The organism is Flavobacterium sp. W22_SRS_FP1, assembly GCF_052113685.1.
In the GTDB taxonomy this organism is placed as follows: domain Bacteria; phylum Bacteroidota; class Bacteroidia; order Flavobacteriales; family Flavobacteriaceae; genus Flavobacterium.
In genome coordinates, this window is record NZ_JBGQOE010000054.1 from 1 (window position 1) to 5645 (window position 5645).

Sequence of the window (5645 nt, forward strand, 5' to 3'; positions counted from 1 at the left end):
CGAGAAAAAGATTTAATTTTGAAACACCAAATTATATGTTTAACCAAAAAGTTGCATTAGTAACTTGAATTCAGCCTTTAAAATAATAATGTAATTACAATTATGCTAAAAGCAATAAAAAATAAACAAACTGAACTGACGGTTTCACTTGGTATGATTTTAGTTTTACTAACAATCTCTTCCGTATTAATGTATTTTTTAGAACACGACGCACAACCAAAATCGTTTCAAAATCTTTACAGCTCGTTGTGGTGGGGCATTGATAAATACCTAACAACAACTGGTGCTGAGGATATTAATCCCATAACTCCAGCAGGCAAATTTCTCTCAGGTTTAATAGCAATTCTAGGTGTCGGAATGTTTGCTCTCCCAGCTGGTATTATTGCTTCTGGCTTTATCGAAGAAATTGAAAATGATAAATTATTAAAAAAACTAACAGCACTTGAATCAAAATTAGAAAGTGCTTTTACTGTCGAATATTTAGCACCCATTATAAAAGTTAAAAAAAATCTTAATTTATCTCATTTACCACGAAAATGGTTAAGTCTAGATGATATTAAATACAAAATGGGAATAACAGAAAGTTCTGTCATCCAAGTATGTGAATTTTCAAAAAAGTTTAGGATAAATAATGTAAAGTTGGAAGGCATAAATACTGTTGGGTTAGAATCTATAAATCTCAATAGAACCTACGGACAATGTATTAACAGAAATTCAAAATTAACAATAGTCAATCTTTACCCTTACATTCAACCCTATTTTGGTCATTTTAGTTCTGCGATATCAGAACTACTTCAGGCTAATTATATATCCAATGAAAAGTTTGGACAATTTACATTGTTAGAAGAGAATAGATTAAATATGGTTAATAACAAAAATTACTCTGAAAAATCGATTTCAGAACCTGTATTAAACGAAATCAAAAAAGATATTTCATCGATTATGCAGGAAGATGGGATATGTATTTTTATGGTAAATGCAGGAAATAATGAATACTTAATGCAATTTAATGTAGGTGGCGAAAAGGGTGATGGAAGTTTTGAAAACAGCTCTTATTTTTCAAACAAAGAAAAATTAAATCATTATTATGGCAATGCAAAAATTATATCTGATAAGTATCAAAAACTGATTGGTAAACACGCTACCGTTGGTAAACCAGAAACCGATCACATAGTAAATCTAATTCATAAAGAAACAAAAAATGATCTGCTAATGCTTCACATTAATGTCTCTATTTTAAAAACAAATGGTGTTGACTACTATCAATATGTATCAGATTTTGCAAACATATTTAAACAAGATATTGTTACAACAGAAACTAACATTCCTATTTAAATGAAAAGTAAAATCTCGATACTATATTTTCTTTTTTTTTCTTCAATCATTAATGCGCAATCGATCGTCAACACCGAAAGCATGTCATCAAAATCAGACAGTACTTTTGTATTTACCACGAATTTTGATGGGAATTACACAACGGGTAATATTGAGTTAATACAGCTTAATTCCGCCAATCAACTTGCCTTTAAAAAGGACAACAATTTAGTTCGTTTATTTTTTAATTATGAATATATATCCCAAGATAAAGAGATAATTTCCTCAGACTATACAAGTCAACTACGGTATAGTTACGCTTTAAAATATAATTCTATTTATTCTTTTATTCAGGGACAAAAAGCGGTATCGTTGTCATTAAACAGTCGATACTTGATAGGAATTGGATACCGTCAAAGCATATTTAAAAAGAATAAAAATTATTTAGATGTTGCCTTTGGACCATTTTATGAAAATGAAATGTATTTAAAAAATAGCGAGGAGGATGTTCATGTAATAAACTATAGATACAGTTTTAGTTCTTTTTTTAATTTTAAAATTACGGAAAAATTAGAGAATAACACGGTAATTTATTATCAACTCAATTCAAAAGAGTTTCAAGATTACCGTGTTTATTTAGAGCCTAAAATACAATATAGTTTTGAGCATGTAAAAATTTATACTACAATTAGATATCGTTTTCACTCGACACCTTACATACAAATTAAAAAAACGGATTCTCAAATATTATTTGGTTTTAGTTACGATTTAGGATTCAATTAATAACAAAATAAGCGACGTCGCAAATACTTTACAAATAGAACAATAACTATGAAGAATTTAATTTACCTTACGCTTATATCAGTATTACTAGCCTCTTGTGATTCTAACGAAAGAAACATAAAAAAAACGTTTAATAGATTAAACTCAGGTGAGACTTCTTCAGCTTCAAAATATGTATGGCCTGAAGACCATCAAAATCTATATACTTTTGAGCAACGATTCTTAAATCAAAACAAATTAATTTCTTTAGACATCGAAACTATTAATAGTATTGATGTTGATGGCACTAATGCATATCAAGTATATTGGAACTGTAATAATTGTAATGAAGAGTTACTTTCATATTTTAAAACTAAAAATAATTTATTTGAAAATAATAAAATAGTAGACACTGTATTTGTAAAAACAACTAATGGAAAGGAATTTATAACATTTGATTGGAATTTGAACGCAAACTCTTTTCCTGATAATATAAAGTTATCTAGTGTTTTAGTTAAAAAGCTAAATCTAAGATCTGGTCCTGGTAAAACATTTTCGGTAGTAGGTCAACTGGAAAATGGCGAAGATATTCTAATTGATGATAATTTTAGAAGTTCAAGTTGGAGAAAAGGAATAATTTTTGAAAATTCGAGCAAGATAAACGAAGTATATTTTTCCTCTCAACTAAGTGATATAAGTGATATTAGTTTTTTTACACTAGATTGGATTAATAGTATGGGTGTACTTGTTTTAACAGTGATAGCTATTATTGTTCTTTTTGTTGTTTATCCTTTGTTATTTTCTGCGCTTTTTAGAGCAGGTGGTGAGGGCGCTGGAACATTTGCTTTAATCTTGTTTTTTGTTTTACTAATTGCTGTTTATTTCACGTATCAAATTATTGAGATGGCTATTTTTGAACTTTTTATTATAAATTTGCCTTACTAGATTTTCATTTCATAGTTTTCTTCAATCTATTGCTATCAATTGTAACTAAAAACTTCAGGTTTTCGAATACTATAAAATCTAAATGAAATAAAAAGATTTCGGCGATATACCCAACAACATTTCGTATTAATTTATATTTATCTACAACATTAAAAGCTGCTACAGCAGTCTTGCCAACGTCTGCGCTTAGGAGCCAACTAAGTATTCTGAATATCTTTGTTATTTTTAGCTCCATCAGAACCTATTAACTCAACATACTACCCTTTCTTTACTCAAAAGTAATGGGTTCAAAGGATGTTTTGCAAGGATTTTCAAATAATTTAACCTTCTACGCCCTTTATTTCACTAATAAAAAAGTGCTTTTGCTTACGTTATTATATATTGTACATAAAGTGGTACACCCATTTTTTTAGAATATTTTTATTACTTACGCTAATCTATTTCTTTTTAACAATATCTAACTAATCCATATTTTTTGTGCTAGTCTTTCTCCTCTAATAATAATTCTGCTCTTCTTAAAAATAATAATGACGCTTCGTCTAATTTATCTAATGATAGATAATAAAAAATCAAAATAATTTTGAATAATTTACTTTCCACACTTTTATCGGCGAGATCATAGTATGAATAAGTCATATTATACTCTCGAAAATTTTTGTCTTCATTTGAACTTTCGTGCCAAAAAACTCTAAAGAAATTTAGGGGTTTTTTTATGGCATTTTTTCAACCAAATTTTCGAGAAATTCTAAGATTTGATGTGAAAATAAATCAATACCGTTCATGAAAGTAAAGTCTGTAATAAAAGAGATTTCAGGCAATTTATATACTCTTCATTTAATTCCTGCAATGTAATTGATAAAAATGGTACCTTCTTATGGTTCAGAACTTAGGGTTATAGAACCAAGTTGGCTATATAATGAAATGAATAAACAAGGATATGAAAAATAAAAAGACACTTTTGTTTAACATAATTAAAAAAAGACTCGCTCATAGTAACCCAGATTTATTTCGAATTATTTTGGATACCGAATACACCAAAATAGACTTTGGCTATACCGCCAAAGAAATCTACATAGAAAAGGGGGGGGGCAGAATAGTCCAGAATACTTCTATAGAAATAAAAGAAACTGGGAAACACTATGTATTAACTTAAGCTATTGGTATTCCAATCAATCCAGAGTATCATTATTTTGAAGCTAAAAAAGAATGGCACTATTTCTCTTTATAATTGCTAGCAATTCCTTAAACCGATTGCACCATAAACATTATCGAAATCGGAAACGGCTCACGAAACGATTTAAACTATTATGATATCGATTTGAAAATTGACAAGGGTCTGGAAATTTTGGAATAACAAGATAATGTACTTTGATGGTTTTTAATACAAAGTGACACTCAAATAAAAATAGAAACAATTAGCGTTACAAAACTTTTTCAATCAATTATCTACAAAGAACTAGAAGTTAAGATCAAGTTTTTATAAAATTCATGGGTAAAGTACATTCGCAGTTGTCAATTTCAAACAAATTCTATCTAAATACAGACGTGTTCTATCCGTATTGTAAGCATATTAATTTGGATTGCTTTTCTTTAAAAAAGTAGTTTTTTTTGTGGTTTTTTGTGAAATCTACTTTTAAAAAATTATTACTTACAACAATAAATATTCTAAATAATATTTTTTTTTAAAACCAATATCGATATATACTTCTGATATTGAATTTTTTACATAATATTTTAAAGTCTGTATTATAATGGTAGACCTAGTTTACAAGTCTTTCTGTGCAAGCTTTAGCTGAAGTACACTTGCACGTTGATTAGGTACATTAATTGTTTTTGAAAGCGCTTTTTATTTCCCTGATAGTATTACTTTAAATATAAATCTAATGAATTTTGATATAGATATTCTGTTTTAATTTAAAACAAACGAGCTAGAATTTGGTTTTAGATTTAACCAAATTCTAGCTCGTTTGTTTGAGTTCGAATATTTTAATTTACATCAATTTTATATTTTATCTCTTCCTGCTGCTGTTCGTTGGCAACATAAATTGTTAATCCTAGAACTAGTATAGCAGCAGTTACACCTATAAAAATAAGTACTTCGTTATTTGATTTTAGTTTATGGTTTTCGGCTAAAGTTCTTTCAAAATCAAAATTTTTGGGTACTGTTGTATAATTTCTAAAGTCTATCATTTCTTATAATTTTAATATTATCTGTTCCCTCTGTGTCTATAAGTATAAATTCATAAACACAATTTCTTTGTATTCCTCGATACTCAAATAGGTGGGTTAGACAGTCGGTCCGAAATCCTTTTCCTTCCAACCAGTTACTATTAAAGATGTTTTCTCTACCTTCTTTATAAATTTCCCGCAGGATTATATGGTTCTTATGGAAATGCTTATCTAAAAAGGCTCTTTCTTGTCTTAATTTAGAAGATTTAAGGTTATTGTGTTTAATCCGATTTTTTGGATAGGCATATCGTTGGGATATTTTTTTAGGATAAAATATCTCACCTGTCAGAGGGTCTTTTAGTGTGATTGGTTCCATATTATGAACTTATTTTATTGTTATCTAAAATGCGTTCTATTGTCGCAACCTCATATAAGTATACATCACCTAACCTTGT

The 5645-nt window shown here is 28.4% G+C and carries 7 protein-coding genes; 4 read left to right on the forward strand and 3 right to left on the reverse strand.

What is annotated here, in order from left to right:
• Nucleotides 1–102: 102 nt before the first annotated feature.
• The 3 genes from ACEN2H_RS15420 to ACEN2H_RS15430 are packed head-to-tail and all read left to right on the forward strand — an operon-like array spanning nt 103 to nt 3021.
• Entirely contained in the window at nt 103–1335 is a 1233-nt protein-coding gene (locus ACEN2H_RS15420; protein WP_441733909.1) for a potassium channel family protein, read from the forward strand.
• Nucleotides 1336–2097 (forward strand): DUF481 domain-containing protein, encoded by a 762-nt coding sequence (locus ACEN2H_RS15425; RefSeq protein WP_441733911.1) that lies wholly within the window; start codon nt 1336–1338, stop codon nt 2095–2097. It abuts the gene before it with no gap.
• 48 nt (nt 2098–2145) lie between these two features.
• The gene (locus ACEN2H_RS15430; RefSeq protein WP_441733913.1) at nt 2146–3021 is read left to right on the forward strand and encodes a hypothetical protein; all 876 of its coding nucleotides are present in this window, start codon (nt 2146–2148) and stop codon (nt 3019–3021) included.
• A 480-nt stretch (nt 3022–3501) separates the two neighbouring features.
• On the opposite strand, the gene ACEN2H_RS15435 is transcribed toward ACEN2H_RS15430, so the two are convergent.
• Nucleotides 3502–3657: a hypothetical protein gene (locus ACEN2H_RS15435; protein WP_441733914.1), complete on the reverse strand. Its 156-nt coding sequence runs from the start codon at nt 3655–3657 to the stop codon at nt 3502–3504.
• A gap of 301 nt (nt 3658–3958) precedes the next feature.
• Here ACEN2H_RS15435 and ACEN2H_RS15440 point away from each other — a divergent pair, with 301 nt between their 5' ends.
• Nucleotides 3959–4174 (forward strand): hypothetical protein, encoded by a 216-nt coding sequence (locus ACEN2H_RS15440; protein ID WP_441733916.1) that lies wholly within the window; start codon nt 3959–3961, stop codon nt 4172–4174.
• Nucleotides 4175–5007: 833 nt separating this feature from the next.
• Here the strand turns inward: ACEN2H_RS15440 and ACEN2H_RS15445 are convergent.
• Nucleotides 5008–5211 carry a hypothetical protein gene (locus ACEN2H_RS15445; protein WP_441733919.1) on the reverse strand — a complete coding sequence of 68 codons (204 nt, stop codon included), beginning with the start codon at nt 5209–5211 and terminating at the stop codon, nt 5008–5010.
• On the reverse strand, nt 5198–5566 hold the full coding sequence (locus tag ACEN2H_RS15450) for a hypothetical protein (protein WP_441733921.1): 369 nt from the start codon (nt 5564–5566) through the stop codon (nt 5198–5200). Before ACEN2H_RS15450 ends, ACEN2H_RS15445 begins: the two co-directional genes overlap by 14 nt.
• Between the last annotated feature and the right edge of the window lie 79 nt (nt 5567–5645).